This is a genomic window from Crossiella sp. S99.2 (assembly GCF_023094165.1).
In the GTDB taxonomy this organism is placed as follows: domain Bacteria; phylum Actinomycetota; class Actinomycetes; order Mycobacteriales; family Pseudonocardiaceae; genus Crossiella.
The window spans coordinates 69,645-82,952 of record NZ_JALMDK010000002.1; the positions used below are offsets into that span (position 1 = coordinate 69,645).

Annotated in this window: 15 protein-coding genes; 6 read left to right on the plus strand and 9 right to left on the minus strand. The window is 70.9% G+C overall.

The window, feature by feature from the left end:
- Nucleotides 1-5: 5 nt before the first annotated feature.
- From MZC64_RS06675 to MZC64_RS06710, 8 genes are all read right to left on the minus strand, one after another.
- The gene (locus tag MZC64_RS06675; RefSeq protein ID WP_247761018.1) at nt 6-1,037 is read right to left on the minus strand and encodes an NAD(P)-dependent oxidoreductase; all 1,032 of its coding nucleotides are present in this window, start codon (nt 1,035-1,037) and stop codon (nt 6-8) included.
- A gap of 13 nt (nt 1,038-1,050) precedes the next feature.
- Entirely contained in the window at nt 1,051-2,469 is a 1,419-nt protein-coding gene (locus tag MZC64_RS06680; RefSeq protein ID WP_247761019.1) for a GMC family oxidoreductase, read from the minus strand.
- Nucleotides 2,466-2,753, minus strand: a complete 288-nt coding sequence (locus tag MZC64_RS06685; protein ID WP_247761020.1) for a hypothetical protein — start codon at nt 2,751-2,753, stop codon at nt 2,466-2,468. Before MZC64_RS06685 ends, MZC64_RS06680 begins: the two co-directional genes overlap by 4 nt.
- A gap of 83 nt (nt 2,754-2,836) precedes the next feature.
- Entirely contained in the window at nt 2,837-3,955 is a 1,119-nt protein-coding gene (locus MZC64_RS06690; protein WP_247761021.1) for a hypothetical protein, read from the minus strand.
- Between the two features lie 92 nt (nt 3,956-4,047).
- The gene (locus MZC64_RS06695) at nt 4,048-4,323 is read right to left on the minus strand and encodes a hypothetical protein (RefSeq protein WP_247761022.1); all 276 of its coding nucleotides are present in this window, start codon (nt 4,321-4,323) and stop codon (nt 4,048-4,050) included.
- A gap of 88 nt (nt 4,324-4,411) precedes the next feature.
- Nucleotides 4,412-5,335, minus strand: coding sequence for a glycosyltransferase (locus MZC64_RS06700; RefSeq protein ID WP_247761023.1), 924 nt, complete (start codon nt 5,333-5,335; stop codon nt 4,412-4,414).
- Nucleotides 5,332-6,123: an ABC transporter ATP-binding protein gene (locus MZC64_RS06705; protein WP_247761024.1), complete on the minus strand. Its 792-nt coding sequence runs from the start codon at nt 6,121-6,123 to the stop codon at nt 5,332-5,334. The genes MZC64_RS06700 and MZC64_RS06705 overlap by 4 nt, the downstream gene beginning before the upstream one ends.
- Before the next feature lie 15 nt (nt 6,124-6,138).
- Nucleotides 6,139-6,969: an ABC transporter permease gene (locus MZC64_RS06710; protein WP_247761025.1), complete on the minus strand. Its 831-nt coding sequence runs from the start codon at nt 6,967-6,969 to the stop codon at nt 6,139-6,141.
- 244 nt (nt 6,970-7,213) lie between these two features.
- Here MZC64_RS06710 and MZC64_RS06715 point away from each other — a divergent pair, with 244 nt between their 5' ends.
- From MZC64_RS06715 to MZC64_RS06730, 4 genes are read left to right on the plus strand one after another with little or no spacing between them, the layout of a single operon-like run.
- Entirely contained in the window at nt 7,214-8,236 is a 1,023-nt protein-coding gene (locus MZC64_RS06715; RefSeq protein ID WP_247761026.1) for an ABC transporter substrate-binding protein, read from the plus strand.
- Nucleotides 8,233-9,222: an iron ABC transporter permease gene (locus MZC64_RS06720; RefSeq protein ID WP_247761027.1), complete on the plus strand. Its 990-nt coding sequence runs from the start codon at nt 8,233-8,235 to the stop codon at nt 9,220-9,222. The genes MZC64_RS06715 and MZC64_RS06720 overlap by 4 nt, the downstream gene beginning before the upstream one ends.
- A complete protein-coding gene (locus MZC64_RS06725) occupies nt 9,219-10,238 on the plus strand; it encodes an iron ABC transporter permease (protein ID WP_247761028.1) in 1,020 nt (339 codons plus the stop codon). Before MZC64_RS06720 ends, MZC64_RS06725 begins: the two co-directional genes overlap by 4 nt.
- A complete protein-coding gene (locus MZC64_RS06730; RefSeq protein ID WP_247761029.1) occupies nt 10,235-11,011 on the plus strand; it encodes an ABC transporter ATP-binding protein in 777 nt (258 codons plus the stop codon). Before MZC64_RS06725 ends, MZC64_RS06730 begins: the two co-directional genes overlap by 4 nt.
- Here the strand turns inward: MZC64_RS06730 and MZC64_RS06735 are convergent.
- Complete coding sequence (locus MZC64_RS06735; protein ID WP_247761030.1) at nt 10,993-12,252, minus strand: MFS transporter; 1,260 nt, start codon at nt 12,250-12,252, stop codon at nt 10,993-10,995. The genes MZC64_RS06730 and MZC64_RS06735 overlap by 19 nt on opposite strands.
- Before the next feature lie 89 nt (nt 12,253-12,341).
- Here MZC64_RS06735 and amiA point away from each other — a divergent pair, with 89 nt between their 5' ends.
- Both amiA and MZC64_RS06745 read left to right on the plus strand, forming a co-directional pair.
- A complete protein-coding gene (amiA, locus tag MZC64_RS06740) occupies nt 12,342-12,446 on the plus strand; it encodes a streptamidine family RiPP (protein WP_246492469.1) in 105 nt (34 codons plus the stop codon).
- A gap of 72 nt (nt 12,447-12,518) precedes the next feature.
- Nucleotides 12,519-13,307, plus strand: coding sequence for a hypothetical protein (locus MZC64_RS06745; RefSeq protein WP_247761031.1), 789 nt, complete (start codon nt 12,519-12,521; stop codon nt 13,305-13,307).
- Nucleotide 13,308: the final 1 nt, after the last annotated feature.

Consider the following 13,308-nt stretch of genomic DNA (forward strand, 5'->3'; position numbering starts at 1 on the left):
TTCTCCTAGAGATCGATGCCGCGGGACCGGCACCAGCGGATGCTGCGCCGCATGCCCTCGGCCAGCGCGACCGCGGGCCGGTAGCCCAGGTCCGCGGTGGTGGTGGCGACGTCGCAGGCGATGGTCTTGTCCAGTTCGCCGAGCACGTGCAGCTCCTGGCTGTACCGGCCGGTGGCCTGCGCCAACCGGTCCGCGCGCTCGGCCAGCGCGCCCAGTGCCAGCGGCAGCCGCAGCTGGCGCCTGGAGATCGCGTAGCCCTCCTCGCGCAGCACCTGCCGCACGGTGGCCACGATCTCCCGCATCGGGTACGGCCGTTCGTCGGCCACCCAGTAGCCGTTGCCGGGCGCCTTGACGTGCCGGGAGGCCAGTTCCACACCCTGGATCAGGTTGCCGACGTAGGTCATCGAGCGCCGCATCGACCCGTCGCCCAGCAGCGGGAACCGGCCGTGCCTGCACAGGCTGAAGAAGGTGGTCTGCCGCGCGGGCTGCCATTCGCCGTAGAACCACGGCGGCCGGACCACGGTGGTCTCCAGGCCCTCGCCGTTGGCGGCCAGCACCGCGATCTCGGCGTGCATCTTGGACTCGCCGTAGCCCAGATAAGGCTGGTAGGGCTCGGCGTGCCGGAACACCTCGTCCGGCCGCGGGTTGACCCCGAACGGCGAGTTCGAGGAGATATGCGTCAGCCGCCGCACCCCCGCGGCCCGCGCCGCGGCCAGCAACGCCTTGGTGCCCAGCACGTTGACCCTGGTGAACTCCGCGGTGCGACGCGGGTGGATCACCCCGGCCGCGTGCACCACGCTCGCGCCCTCGGCCCCGGCCAGCAGCCGCCGGGTCACCTCCGGATCGGCGATGTCCCCGACGTGCACCGCGACCCCGGGATGCGCGGCGAGCACGCCCGGCACCTCGGCCGCGGCCGGGACCAGCACCCGGACCCGGCAGTCAGTGGTGCCCTTGAGATGGGCCAGGTAGGCGCGGCCGAACCAGCCACTCGCCCCGGTCAGGACGGTCAGCTCAGCCGGTGGAACCAGGTCGGACATGAAGACCTTCTGCTCAGTCGAGGCGGCCGGTGAGGAAGCGCTGCGCGTTCCTCGCGGCGACCGCCATGATGGTGCCCTGGGGGTTGACGCCGGGTGCTGACGGCAGCAGCGAGGCGTCGTTGACGTGCACGTTCACCGTGCCGTGCACCCGGCCGTAGGAGTCGGCGCCGCAGCGGGCGAGGTCCTCGCCCATCGGCACCGTCCCGCACAGGTGCACGGTCATCAGGCTGGACCGGGCCGGGGTCATGGCCGCGGCCGCGGCGGCGATCCCGGCGGGGTTGGCCACCACCGGAGCACCGCGGAAGGACGGGTAGAGCACGCTGGCCCCGGCGGCCAGCAGCAGGTGCGTCAGCCGGGCCAGCCCACTGCGCAGCAGCTCGTGATCACCGCGGGTGAGCCGGTAGCTGACCAGCGGATCGGCGAACCCGGGCAGCGCCAGCACCCGCCCGCGGCCTGCGCTCTGGATCGCCGCGTAGTAGACGAACAGGTTCTGCCAGCGCCGCATGGCGGGCCCGAACGCCGGCCAATTCTCACTCAGCGCCAGCGCCAGCAACGAGGGCCGGGAGGCCGAACCGCCGAAGGACAACGCCGGGCCGAACTCCTTGACCTGGTACACCGGCACGTCACCGGGATCGTTGACCGGCTCGTCGAACTCAGCGGTCACCTTCACCGTCGGATGCACCGACAGGTTGCCGCCGATATTGCGCCGCAACCCGGACCGCTGCAGCAACGCCGGCGTCTGGATCGCCCCCGCGCACACGAACACGTGCTCGAAGCGCACCCGCTCGGTCCGCCCGGTGGCCACATCCCGCAGCACCGCGGCCACCGCTCGCGGCCCGCTCAGCTCCAGCCGCAGCGCCCGGGTCCGCTGCCGCAGCTCCACCCCGGCCGCGATCGCCCGCGGCCAGTAGGTGACCGACATGGTCTGCCTGCGCACCCCGCGCTCATCGCAGATCGCCCACCGCGGAACCTCAAAACCCCGCCACCCCAACGCATCCGCGCCCCTGGCCAGCACCTGGGAGGAGGCGGGCATGGCCCACGGCAGGGTCGAGACGGACAGTTCCTTCTCAATCAGATCGCTGTGCGCGGACAGCTCGGGCACGCCCAGCCCGTCAATCCGCCAGTCCCGCGACCAGCCGTCGAGCAGTTCCGCCGACGGCCGGTGGTACAGCCCGGAATTGACCTCCGACCCGCCACCGACCCCCCGCCCCTCGGTGTAGGCCACCGACGGCCGCCCCAGCGCCGCGGTCAGTCCGCCACCCCGGTACTGCCGCCGCATCTGCTCCAGCGAGAACGGCTCGACCGAACCAGGCTCGGTCCAGTCCCCCTCCTCGACCGCCAGCACCCGCAACCCGGCCTCGGCCAGCGCCCGCGCGGTGACCGCACCCCCCGGCCCGGTCCCGATGACCAGCGCGTCCCACACCCGGCTCACCGGTGTTCCCGCTCAAACGCCCCAGCCAGCCCCAGTCCCCGGGTGAGCCGCACGAACTCGGCCACCACCGGCAGGTTCACCCGGGCCACCCCCGGCCCCAGCACCCGCCGCGCCACCAGGTACCCCACCGCCGCCACCGCCACCCCGCACCGCAGCAGATCCGGCATCCCCAGTACCGCCCCGCGCACATGCGCCACCGCGGCCGCCCGCTGCGCCGTGGAGGCCGCCGGCAGCTCCACCCGGAGCAACGCCTCGGTGACCTTCGGCGCAAGCGATGCCGCCACCCGGCCCAGTAGGGCGGGTAGGGAGAGGCTTGACGAGCGGCGAACGGACATCGGGGCGGAGATTACACTCCGCGCCGGAGTGGTTACGCAGCCGACCCAACCGGGCGATACCGATCAAGGTCCACGGTGCTCGTGGCGGTCTCCAGCGCATGCAGCGACACGTACCGCTGCCGCCGCACGAAGGCCGAGCCGAGCCCGGTGCCGGCGTGCGGCAGCGGTGCGCCCAGCCGACGGTGTTCGGGATGCCCGGGGCCGGTCAACAGGAAGACCTGGTACCGCCCGTCCGCCCAGTCCGGCCGGGACACCTCGATGACCGTGGCGATCTTCCGATCGAACCGGTTTTCCGACCTGCGCAGCCGGCTTATTTCCTCCGCGGACCACTCCACGTTGTCTCGCCGATGCAGCACCGCCGGAATTTCCGGCTTGATCTCCCGATCGGCGTAGAACGCGACCCGTTCGACCGGCCGGAAGGCGCGCCCTGATTGACACACATAGGCGTGGCAATTTTCATAGAGCGGCCAGGCCTGCCTGGCCGGAATTACAACGGTGTCATTTTCGGTGACCGGCCGCTGGGCGTACACGGACATCACGGTGCTGCGCCGTTCGAGCCACTTCGCCGCAGCCGGGTCGATGTAGGCGGCCAGTTCGAAGATCTGCCTGACCTCAAAGGGAATGTCGACGTTGATCGTTGAATCGTGGTGGGCGAGACGGTTGCGGAACTTCCGGACCCGCTCGACGGCCACGGCGATCTGCTTGCGCTTGCCGGAGGAGTTTGGGAAGGCCCGGTGCAGGCAGTCGCGCCACAGTTCCTCGTACCTGGGGCCGAGCAGCCCTGACCAGAACCCGAAGCTCAGTCCGGCGATGATCTGGTGCCGGGTCTCCTTCCGCTGCGGCCGAAGGCGCTCTCGGACGGCGGCCACCGCAACGGCGACATGGTCCCCGCCGGGTGTTGGCAGCAGAAACCACGGAATTCCACACCGGTCCTCGTGGAAATGTTGACGGAGGCAACGATCCAGTGCGTTGCGGAGCAGCACTTCAAGATGCCCGACAGCCTCGAAAGCCGCCGCTGATGTTCGCGCACTCCACTCGTACAGTGAAAGAGCCTCACCTTTGTCGTTGCGGGCCTGTTTGAGGTATGGGGCCATCCGAGGCTCGGACAGCATGCTCCACACCACCGAAACATCAGCCTCGACAGACGACATGCACCGATGCTACCGTCACAGACGAACGCCCCAGTGTCGCCTCTGATTCAAGCGCCTGGGGCTTCCCCATGTATTCGTCAGCCCAGCCGTCATCAGGGTGTCAGCGCGGTCTCCCGGCTGGCCGCCACCGGCGCCTTTCCGTACAGCCCACCCGGCGCGTTCACCGGGCCGATATGCGCCGTGGCCACCTGCGCGAAATTGACCACGATCTCCCCGCCGTCCTCGGTCGGCACCGCCTGGGTGCTCGCGGTCTCCAGGTGCCTGCGCAGCCGGGGGCCGAGGTCCGTCGCGGCCTCGTCGGTCAGTGCGATCCGCACCGGCTCGCCAACCCCGGCGATGTGCAGGATGAGTGCCTGTTTCTGTGCCATGGGGGCAAGGTGACCATGGAAACCCTTGGGGCACAACGCAAGTTCGCCCGTAGCGGATCCGCTACGGGCGAACTTGGCGATCAACGACTCACTTGCGGAAGAACTTCTCCCTGCGCCCCTGCAGCACGAGCTTCACCCACTCGGCAAAGGCCTTCGGGTCCTTCTTCTGCCCCAGGAAGTACAGCCCGAACCGGACCGCTTCCAGCAGGCCCAGCTTGCGCATGCCCGGCTGGGACAGCAGGTAGCCGCGGTTGCGGTAGGTGTAGTAGCGCTTCACCGGGTCGCCGGGGTCCTGGGCGTGGAAGCGGCCGCCGAGCATCGGCTTGAACTCGTCGGAGCCGTCCGGGTGGGCGTAGGCCACCTTCAGCGTGGTGCCGAAGCGCAGACCGCTGCGGACCACCCGGCGGTGGATCTCGACCTCGTCGCCGCGGAAGAACAGCCGGTAGTCCGGCACGCCCACCACGTCCAGGGTGGAGGCGCGGAACAGGGCGCCGTTGAAGAACGAGGCGATGCCCGGCAGGAAGTCGGGGCTGTCCGGGCTGGACAGTTCCTCGCGGCGGCGCTTCCAGGTCAGGCCGCGGCGCAGCGGGAAGGCCAGCGTGTCCGGGCGCTCGATGTTGACCACGACCGGGCTGACCGCGGCCAGGTTGCGGCGCTTGGCCTCATCCAGCAGCACCTCCAGCACGGTGTCGTCGGCGGGGCGGCCGTCGTCGTCGCCCAGCCAGACCCAGTCCGCGCCCATGGCCAGCGCGTGCAGCATGCCCAGGGCGAAACCGCCGGCGCCACCGAGGTTGCGCTGGGACAGCAGGTAGGTGGTCGGGATCGGGGTGGCCTCCACGACCTCGCGCGCAGGCTGGTCCGGCCCGTTGTCGACCACGATGAGGTGGTCTGGTTGACGGGTCTGGGCCGCGATCACCTTCAGTGAATCGGCGAGCAGTTCACGCCGGCGGCAGGTGACCACCACCGCGATGACCTTGCCCTCCGGCGACTTCGACCCAGCCCGATCAGTCATGGTGTGCCACCAGCTCCCACGGAAGCGTGTTCGTCGTCATTGGCGAACGGGTCCCTGCCCTTGTAGTGGGTGAGCACCTCGCGCAGCGGACCGTGTTCCCGGACCTGCCCGTGGTCCACCCAGATCGCGGTGCTGCACAGGCTCTTCAGGAACTCGTCGGAGTGCGAGGCGAACACCAGCATGCCGGACCGCTTGACCAGGTCGTTGAGCCGGTCCCGCGCCTTGTCCAGGAAGGCCGCGTCGACCGCGCCGATGCCCTCGTCCAGCAGCAGGATCTCGGGGTCGATCGAGGTCACCACACCGAGTGCGAGGCGCACCCGCATACCGGTGGAGTAGGTCCGCAGCGGCATCGACAGGTAGTTGCCCAGTTCGCTGAACTCGGCGATGTCGTCGATGCGGGCTTCCATCTGCTTGCGGGTCATGCCCAGGAACAGCCCGCGGATGATGATGTTGTCGTAACCGGAGATCTCCGGGTCCATGCCGACGCCGAGGTCGAAGACGGGCGCGACCTTGCCGACGATCCGCGAGGTGCCGCGGGTCGGCTCGTAGATGCCCGAGAGCAGACGCAGCAGGGTGGACTTGCCGGCGCCGTTGTGTCCGACCAGCGCGACCCGGTCACCGTGCTGCAGCGAGATGGAGACATCCCGCAGCGCCTCGATCACCGGCACCTTGCCCTCGCCGCCGATCTTGCCGCCTGCCTTGCCGAGCACGGCCTTCTTCAGCGACCGGGTCTTGGCGTCGAAGATGGGGAACTCGACCCAGGCGTTCTGTACATCGATGCTGACCATGGGAATTCAGCCCCCTTACACCCAGTAGGACACGCGGGCACGGTAGTTGCGCAGCAGCACCAGCGCGGCGGCCCAGCCGACCACGGTGATGATGCCGACGATCAGCCAGTGGTGGAACAGCTGGTCCTGGCCCAGCAGCGGCCGCCGGATGATCTCGATGAAGTGCAGGAACGGGTTGAACTCGGCGAGCCACGCGCGGTCCCGGACGATCGGGTTCGAGTGGTTGGCCAGGATGTTGAAGTCCCACACGATCGGGGTCATGTAGAAGAGCAGCAGCACGACGCTGCCGATGATCGGCGGGATGTCCCGGAAGCGGGTGCTGATGATGCCGGTGAGCAGCGCGACCCAGCCGCCGTTGAGCACGATCAGCACGAACGCCGGGATCGCGTACACCGCGGTCCACTTCAGGTCCTGCGGGAAGATCGCCAGCATGATGAAGTAGATCAGGAAGTTGTGCGCGAACAGCAGCACCTGCCGCCACACCAGCCGGAAGACGTGGGTGGTCAGCGGCGAGGGGAGCTGTTTGATCAGGCCCTCGTTGGCGATGAAGACGTTCGCGCCCTCGTTCACGCAGTTCGAGATGAACGTCCAGCAGACGAGACCGACGGTCACGTATGGCAGGAAGAACTCGATGGGCGCGTTCTGGATCGCCGAGAACAGGATGCCCATCGCCAGCGCCATGACGCCGGTGCTGATGGTGATCCACAGTGGACCGAGCACGGAGCGCCGGTAGCCCTGCTTGATGTCCTGCCAACCGAGGTGGCCCCAGAGCGAGCGCTGGTTCCATCCGGCGCGCAGGTCTGCGAAGGCCCGGCCCCAGCTGCGGTACGCGCGGGCAGTGTTCACCGCTGGATTTTCAAGAGTGCTGCTGGACACGAAAGTGAGGGTACCGGCGCGACAATCCGTACTTGGCCACCGGTGGGTCATAGCGCGGTCGCGGTGCGCGATGACCGGCCGCTCGAACAGTGGATTTCACCAAGCGTGGCGTTAGGGGATCGTGACGGTCCCCACGACTTCCGGGTGACAAAACCAAGGAAAGATGAAAACCGTTATCGTCTTGCTTGGTCCCGTTCCCGCCTGGAGGTGCCTGGTGCGTCCGCCGCACGCCAAGATCGGCCTGCTCAGCCTGGTCACAGTGTCGACAGTCCTGGTTTCCGCGTGCACCGCGGCACCACCCGCAACCGCTCCCACCAACACCGCGGGCACCGCCGGAGCCGACGTTCCGGTCAGTGCCGCGCCGTTGACGCCCTCGCTCAGCGTGACCGACCCGAACGGGCAGAACCTGACCCTGCCCAAGATCCCGGAGCGCATCGTCTGCCTCACCGGATTGTGTGACGACGCGCTCACCGAACTCGGACTGAAACCGGCGGGCAGCTCCAACGCGGTGCTGCTGACCCTGCCGCAGCTCGCCGGCGAGGCGGGCAAGTCGGTGCCGGTGGTTCCCGGCAGCTTCGGCCAGGAGGACGTGGAGGCGATCGGCGCGCTCAAACCGGACCTGGTGATCGGACTTTCCGGTGTGCACGACGGACTCCGGCCCGCGGTGACCAAGTTCAACGCTCCACTGTGGACGGTCAACCCGAACAGCTGGGAGCAGTCCGTCGGTTACCTGCGTAACCTCGGCGCGCTCACCGGCCGCACCGAGCAGGCCGTGGCCGCGGAGACCAAGTTCCGGACGAAACTGGCCAAGGCCATCGCCACCAGCAAGCAGAAGGGCCTGCACAAGCAGACCGTGCTGCTGATGTTCGGCAGCGCCGACTCGATCGGCGTGGACACCGCCGACTCGATCAACGGCAAGCTGCTGGGCCAGCTCTTCGGCTATCCGTTCCCGGCCAAGGGCACCAACGCCGAGACCGCGAACACCTACAGCGTCGAGGAGATCCTGGCCAAGCAGCCGACCGTGGTCTTCGTCTACTCCTTGATCTTCGCGGCCACGGACAAGAAGCTGTCCGAACAACTCGCCGCGAACCCGGTGTGGAAGCAGGTGAAGGCCGTGCAGTCCGGTCAGGTGCACGAGGTCGTGCCCAAGCTCTGGGGTTCCGGCCGGGGCACCCGCAGCCTCGGCGCGATCATCGACGAGGCGATCGCCAAGGTGTCCGCGGCGCCCGCGGCGTGAGCCGGTTCCGCGCCCCACTGCTGGCCGTGCTGGCGTTACTGGTAGTCAGCACGGCAACGCTCTGCCTGGGCACGCCGCTGGTCGGGATCAACCGGCTGCCCGCCGCGTTCGCCGGCGAGACCGATCTTGAGCACGCCGTGGTGGTGCTGTTACGTACGCCCCGGCTGCTGCTCGGGTTGTGCGCGGGCGCGGCACTGGGCGCGGCCGGACTCCTGTTGCAGGAGTCGCTACGGAATCCGCTGGCCGTGCCGGAACTGCTCGGTGTCTCCAGCGGCGCCTCGGCCGCGGTGGCCATCACCGTGGTGTGGGCGCTGCCGGTGCCGGGCGCACCACTGGTCCCGGCATTGCTGGGCGCGGTGCTCGGTGGGCTGCTGACCCTGCTGGCCGCGCGCAAGGCGATCGGACCGGCCGCGGTGCTGCTGATCGGGGCCGCGGTCAGCGCCGGGTTGCAGGCGATCATGTTCACCGGGCTGTCGCTGTCGGACTCCCGGGAACAGGGCGTGCTCTTCCGCTACTTGCTGGGCTCGCTGACCGGCACCACCTGGGACACGGTCGCCTTCGCCGCGCCCGGCCTGCTCGCCGCGTTGCCGCTGGCCTTGCTCGCGGTGCCCGCGCTCGGCCTGCTGCGGCTGGGCGACGACACCGCCTCGGCGCTCGGCCTGCGGGCCGACCGGGCCCGGCTGGCGGTGCTGGTGCTGGCCTGCGCGCTGGTCGCGGTCGCGGTCGGACCGGCGGGGCCGATCGCCTGGGTCGGTTTCCTCGGCCCGCAGCTGGCCCGGCGGCTGCGCCCCTCGGCGGAGGCCAGGGGGTGGCTGGCCTGGTCGGCGCTGTTCGGCGCGCTGCTGGTGGCGGTGGCCGACCTGCTCGCCCGCACCGTGCTCTACCCGGTCGAACTGCCAGTGGGCGGGCTGACCGCGGTGGTCGCGGTGGTGCTGGGCGCGCTGCTGATGTTCCGTCGCCGCGCGGACCGGGAGGCACTGGGATGACCCGCGCACTCGCCCTGCCCGTGCTGGCGGTGCTGCTGGCGGTGGCCGCGCTCGCTCAGCTCTCCGTGGGCAGCTCGGTCGGCCCGCTGAGCACGCTGGGCGCGTTGTTCGGCAGCGGCACCGAACTGGAGCTGACCATCGTCGGCGAACTGCGGTTGCCGCGGATGCTGGTCGCGCTGGGCACCGGCGCCTGCCTCGGCCTGGGCGGTGTGGTGCTGCAGGCCGTGCTGCGCAACCCGCTGGCCTCGCCGGAGGTCACCGGGGTCGGCTCCGGCGCGGTGCTCGGCGCGGTGACCGCCACCGTGTTCGGCCTGGCCGGGACCGCGAGCGGACTCACTGCGGCGGCGGTGCTGGGCGGAGTGCTCGGCGGCGCGGCACTGTGGCTGATCGCCTCCAGGGCGGGCGCGGATCCGCTGCGGCTGGTGGTGCTCGGTGTGCTGGTGTCCGCGGTGCTGGCCGGGTTGTCCCTGGTGCTGCTCACCGCCCGCCCGCAGCTGGCCGGGGCGGCCGCCCGCTGGCTGGTCGGCTCGCTCAACGGGCGGACCTGGGAGCACTGGCACGCGCTGTGGCCCTGGCTGCTCGCGGTGGTGCTGGTGCTGGCCCTGGTCGCGCCCGCGCTGGACCTGCTCGCGGTCGACGACGACCATGCCCGCGGCGTCGGCCTGGCGGTCACCCCGTGGCGCAGTCTCGCCCTGCTCGGCGCGGTGCTGGCCACCGCGGCCGCGGTCGCCGCGGTGGGCGCGGTGGCCTTCGTCGGCCTGCTCGCCCCGCACGCCGCCCGGCTGCTCGCCGGGGCCGAGCACCGGTTGTTGTTGCCCGCGGCCGGGATCGCCGGCGCGGCCAGTGTGTGCGGTGCGGATTTCCTCGCGCAGGCGGTGACGCTGCTGGTCCCGGCCTCGGGCAGCCAGCGGCTGGGCGTGCCGGTTGGCGCGGTGACCGCGCTGGCCGGCGCGGTGGTGTTGATCGTGGTCGCGCGCCGGTTCTCCAGCGCGCTGGCGGGGAGGGATCAGTCATGATCAGTGGCACCGGCATCACCGTCCGGTTCGGCCAGCGCACCGTGCTGTCCACTGTGGACATCCGGGTGGCGGCGGGGGAGTGGCTCGCCTTGGTGGGCCGCAACGGTTGTGGCAAGAGCACCCTGCTGCGCGTGCTGGCTGGGCTGCACCCACCGGATCAGGGCACCGTGACCCTCGGCGTGGACGAGCTGAACTCGTTGTCCCGCAGGGAGATCGCCCGCCGGATCGCGGTGCTGCCGCAGGCCATGCCCGCGGTGCCCGGACTGACCGTGCGCCAGCTGGTCCGGCAGGGCCGCTATGCCGTGCGCGGCCCGCTGGGCATGCTGCGGGCAGGCGACGACGAACCGGTGCGCCGGGCACTGGCCGAGACCGGGGTGGCCGAGTACGCCGACGCCGCGGTGGACCGGCTCTCCGGCGGTGAACGCCAGCGGGTCCGGCTGGCCCTCGCGCTGGCCCAGGACGCCCCGGTGCTGCTGCTCGACGAACCCACCACCTACCTGGACGTCCGGCACCAGCTGGAAGTCCTGGAGCTGGTCGCCCGGCTGCGGGCCGAACGTGGGCTGACCGTGGTCACCGTGCTGCACGACCTGGCCCAGGCCGCCCGGTTCGCCGACCGGGTGCTCGCGCTGCGGGACGGCGTGGTGCACGCGGACGGCCCGGCCGCCGAGGTGGTCGACGCCGACCTGCTGGCCGGGGTCTTCGGCGTGCGCGGCCGGGTCTGGCGGGACGAGCACACCGGCCGCCCCGCCTGCTCCTACGACACGGTGCTGTAGACCGGTTCCGGCTTGGCCTCGGTGCGCAGCGGCGAGCACCAGGCCAGCACCACCCCGATCGCGAGCACGCCGACCACGGCGGCGAGTCCGGCACTCGGGCTCGCCGCCACCGCCACCGCACCCGCCAGCGTGGCGCCCAGCGGCTGACCCAGTCCCCAGGACAGCATCCGGGCCGTGGTGTTGACCCGTCCTTGCAGCTCAACCGGGGTGACCTGCTGCCGGAAGGTGATCGCGTTGATCACCACCGTGGTGTAGGCGGTGCCCCAGGCGATCGCGGCCAGCGCACCCAGCAGCCAGTGCGAGCTGAACACCACCGCCAGCCCGGACAGCAGCGAGGCAGGCAACGCCCGCAGCGCCAGCCGCGCCGGTCCCAGCCGACGGCTCAGCACCGGCACCAGCTTGGCCGCGATCAGCCCGCCAACGCCCCAGCAGCTCATCAGCACCGCCAGCCGGGCATCGCCGCTGGGCGGTACGCCGAGCGAGCGGTCCGCCCACGGCACCACCATCGCCACCCAGGCCCCGCCCGCGGCCGAGTGGGTCGCGCCGACCAGGGTCAGCGTGCGCACGGTCGGCTGCCGCCACAGGAAGCCCAGCCCGGCCCGGACATCGGCCTTGATGTCGGCCATCGACCGCGGCCGCCCGGCCCGGTCCGGCGCGGACAGTGGGCGCACGATGGCCCGGATCAGCAGCGCGGAGATGCCATAGCTGAGCGCGTCCAGGGCCAGCATCGGCGCGGGGGAGAAGAGCGTGACGGCCAGCGTGGCCAGCGGCGGCACCACCATCTCCACCACCGTGGTCACCCCGAACACGGTGGAGTAGGCCGAGGTGGTCCGGTCCTTGCCGACCAGCGTGGGCAGCGCGCCGAAGTTGGCCGAGTCGAAGACCACGAACAGCGTCTGGGACAGGAACCCGACTGCCACCACGTGCACCGCGCTCAGCCCGTCCAGCGCCCACGCGATCGGCACGCTGGCCAGCAGCAACGCGTTGAGCAGGTCCACCGCCACCATCAGCGCGCGCCGGTCCAGCCGGTCCGCCAGCGCGCCCGCGAGCAGGCCGAACAGCAGGTAGGGCAAGGCTTCCGCGGCGGCCACGGCCGCGGTCCAGGCCGCTGAACCGGTCAATCGGTACACCAGGATCGGCAGCGCGACCACGGTGACCAGCGAACCGGCCACGGACACCACCCTGGCGGCCAGGTACCGGCGGAAGTCCGGGTCCCGCCGGAGGGCTACGACGTTCGTCACCCGAGCACACTAACACTATTGGTAATGACTTTCATTTGTGATAGGCATGAGGAGGTTGAAGGTCAACCGCGATCTGGAGGAGGTACGAGATGGACAAGGTCTTCGTGCGCGTCGAGGCCGAGCGCGAGCTGCCGCACAACTCGGCTAGCCACAGCAACGCCCTGGTCGAGAACCCGTTCGCCGACCAGGACTGATTCCGGTCTGACCTCAAGGTGGCCCGTCGTACCCCGGGGTGCGGCGGGCCACCGCTGGTGGTGGAGGTGCGTATGAGCCAACTGACGCCGGGCGCAGTGCTCTTCGGCCTGCCCGCGGACCGGACCGCGCTGCGCTCGCCCGAGGGCGAGGTGCTCGACATCGCGCTGCCACCGGAAACCCTCGCCGCAGTGCGGGCCACCCTGACCGGCGCCGCGCAGGCTCCACCGGAGCTGGCCGCCTTCGCCGCGTCCGGCTTCCTGGGCCGCCGCCGGAGCTGGCCGGTCGACCGCGCGGCCGTGGGCATCCTGGCCGCACCCGACCTCGCCGAGTCCTACGCCGACCTGCTGCGCGGCCACGGCGCCCAACCCCGCCCGCTGACCAGCGCCGACTCTCTGGACGGCCTGGCCGCGGTCTGCGCCCTGCACGACGGCCCTGCCCCCGAGTGGTGGACCGAACTGGACGAACTGCCCGATCGCGGCATCGCCTGGCAACGGATCAGCCGCGAGGGCAGGCACGCCCTGCTGGAACCGGTCGCCGCCACCTCGGCCGACGTCCGGCACCGCGACGTCCGCCTGCGCCGCCTGGCCGCGGCGGGCTCCGGGCACGAGCACCTGACCGCGTACTGGGCCCAGCGGGATGTGCTCACCGGCGCGGAGCAATTCGACTCCGCCGACCTGAACCTGGTGCTCTCGGCCGCAGCCCTGGATCTCCGCGTCTGGGCGACCGAGCAGCCCACCCGCGCCGCGGGATCCCTGGTGACCAGCGAACTACCCGCCAACCGACGGCTGCGCGTGCTCGACCTGGACACCGCCGCGATCACCGACCACCCGGTCCTCCGGGTGCCGGACTGCGCCTCTTGAA

What these genes read in the sequence shown, in the direction of transcription:
- MZC64_RS06675 (WP_247761018.1), bottom strand. Translation starts at nt 1,037, where the DNA reads ATGTCCGACCTGGTTCCACCGGCTGAGCTGACCGTCCTGACCGGGGCG.
- MZC64_RS06690 (WP_247761021.1), bottom strand. Translation starts at nt 3,955, where the DNA reads ATGTCGTCTGTCGAGGCTGATGTTTCGGTGGTGTGGAGCATGCTGTCC.
- MZC64_RS06695 (WP_247761022.1), bottom strand. Translation starts at nt 4,323, where the DNA reads ATGGCACAGAAACAGGCACTCATCCTGCACATCGCCGGGGTTGGCGAG.
- MZC64_RS06700 (WP_247761023.1), bottom strand. Translation starts at nt 5,335, where the DNA reads ATGACTGATCGGGCTGGGTCGAAGTCGCCGGAGGGCAAGGTCATCGCG.
- MZC64_RS06705 (WP_247761024.1), bottom strand. Translation starts at nt 6,123, where the DNA reads ATGGTCAGCATCGATGTACAGAACGCCTGGGTCGAGTTCCCCATCTTC.
- MZC64_RS06725 (WP_247761028.1), top strand. Translation starts at nt 9,219, where the DNA reads ATGACCCGCGCACTCGCCCTGCCCGTGCTGGCGGTGCTGCTGGCGGTG.
- MZC64_RS06730 (WP_247761029.1), top strand. Translation starts at nt 10,235, where the DNA reads ATGATCAGTGGCACCGGCATCACCGTCCGGTTCGGCCAGCGCACCGTG.
- amiA (WP_246492469.1), top strand. Translation starts at nt 12,342, where the DNA reads ATGGACAAGGTCTTCGTGCGCGTCGAGGCCGAGCGCGAGCTGCCGCAC.
- MZC64_RS06745 (WP_247761031.1), top strand. Translation starts at nt 12,519, where the DNA reads ATGAGCCAACTGACGCCGGGCGCAGTGCTCTTCGGCCTGCCCGCGGAC.